The sequence below is a fragment of the Acidisphaera rubrifaciens HS-AP3 genome, from assembly GCF_000964365.1.
Taxonomy (GTDB): domain Bacteria; phylum Pseudomonadota; class Alphaproteobacteria; order Acetobacterales; family Acetobacteraceae; genus Acidisphaera; species Acidisphaera rubrifaciens.
The window spans coordinates 1-1,657 of the sequence record NZ_BANB01000751.1 but is presented as its reverse complement, the minus strand read 5'-3'; the positions used below and the strand labels follow the sequence as shown (position 1 = coordinate 1,657).

Sequence of the window (1,657 nt, the reverse complement as noted above, 5' to 3'; positions counted from 1 at the left end):
TCTGAATGCATTCGCGACGATGAATCCCTCGGCCGAGGCCGAGGCCGAGGCGCGCGCGTCCGAGGCGCGCTGGCACGCCGGCCGGCCGCTCGGACCGCTCGACGGCGTGCCCTGCACGGTCAAGGACCTGCTCGATATGGCGGGCCTGCCCACGCGGCGGGGCAGCCACCTGACGGACCCGGCGGCGCAGCCGCACGACGCCCCGGCCGTGGTCGGGCTGCGGGCGGCGGGGGCGGTCATCGTCGGCAAGACGACGACCACCGAGTTCGGCTGGAAGTCACCCGGCGACTGCCCGCTGCACGGCATCACGCGCAATCCGTGGAATCCCGACCACACGCCCGGCGGGTCCTCGGCCGGTGCCGGGGCGGCCGGGGCGGCGGGGTTCGGCCCGCTGCATATCGGCACCGATGCCGGCGGGTCGATCCGCATCCCGGCGGCGTGGTGCGGCCTGTTCGGCCTGAAACCGACCTATGGCCGCATCCCGCAATGGCCGCAGGGCGCGTTCTCCGCCGTCGCCTGCGCCGGGCCTATGACGCGCACCGTGCGCGACGCGGCACTCATGCTCGGGGCGATGGCACGCCACGATGCCCGCGATCCGCTCTGCCTGCCCGACGACCCGCGGGACTGGACCGCCGGGATCGAGGAGGGTGTGGCCGGCCTGTCGGTCGCCGTGCTCGACCGTCCGGGGTTCGATGCCTCGGTGGATATCGAGGGGCGGCAGGCCGTCGCCCGCGCGGCGGCGCTGCTGGAACAGGCGGGCGCGCATGTGGAGACGGCCGATCCGGGCCTGCCGGACACGCGGGCGGTGTTCGGCCAGGTCTGGGGCGCGGCGCTCGCCAAGCTCGTCGCCGGCTTCCCGGAGGCGGAGCGCCATCGCCTCGATGCCGGGTTGGCGGAGGTGGCGGCTGCCCATGCCGACCTCTCCGCGGTGGGTTACATGGCGGCCGACGCGCTGCGGGTAGAGACCGGCCACGTCATGGGGCGGTTCATGCAGTCCTATGACCTCGTGCTCTGCCCGGCCGTGCCCGGACCGCCGCCGCTGGCCGACGCGCCGACCCGCAGCCCGCTCGAGGCGTTATGGACGGCATGGGCGCCCTGGACCTTCGCCTTCAACCTGTCGCGGCAGCCGGCGATCAGCGTGCCGATGGGCCTGTCCGGCGCCGGTCTGCCGGTCGCGGTGCAGATCGCGGCGGCGCAGTTCCGCGATGATCTGGTCCTGCGGGCCGCGCGGGCCCTGGAGCGTGCCGCGCCGCCGCCGGTCTGGAACGACGCCGGGATCATGTGATCGCCGGCGCCCTGGACCGAAGATCACGTGATCGTGATCCTTCGCCACGCTTCGTTACGGGCCGTGACGCGATTTCGCCCCAGCGCGCGCCTAGCTGAGCCGCACTGATTGCCCTCGGAGGAGTCTGCCGTGCCAACGGATACCACGCCCGCCGACAAGGCCGCTCAGCTGGGCGCCCGGGTGGGCGCACAGCTGGTGGCCTGGACAGCCGCGATCGCAATGGTCACGGCGCCGGCGGCGGGCTGGGCACAGTCGCCCTATATGCCGACCGGCCCGCTGCCGCCCCAGGTCGCCGGCGCGCCGCCCATGCCCCCCGCGCCGATGCCGCAGGTCCCGGCGGCGCCATCCCCGGCCACGCCCTCCGCGGCTCCC

At 74.8% G+C, this 1,657-nt stretch carries 1 protein-coding gene; it reads left to right on the top strand.

Annotated features, from left to right (window positions below; genetic code table 11):
* Positions 1 to 1,285, top strand: a 1,285-nt coding sequence (locus B8460_RS17255) for an amidase family protein (RefSeq protein WP_048862858.1), incomplete at its 5' end; no start/stop codon positions are given.
* Positions 1,286 to 1,657 lie beyond the last annotated feature (372 nt).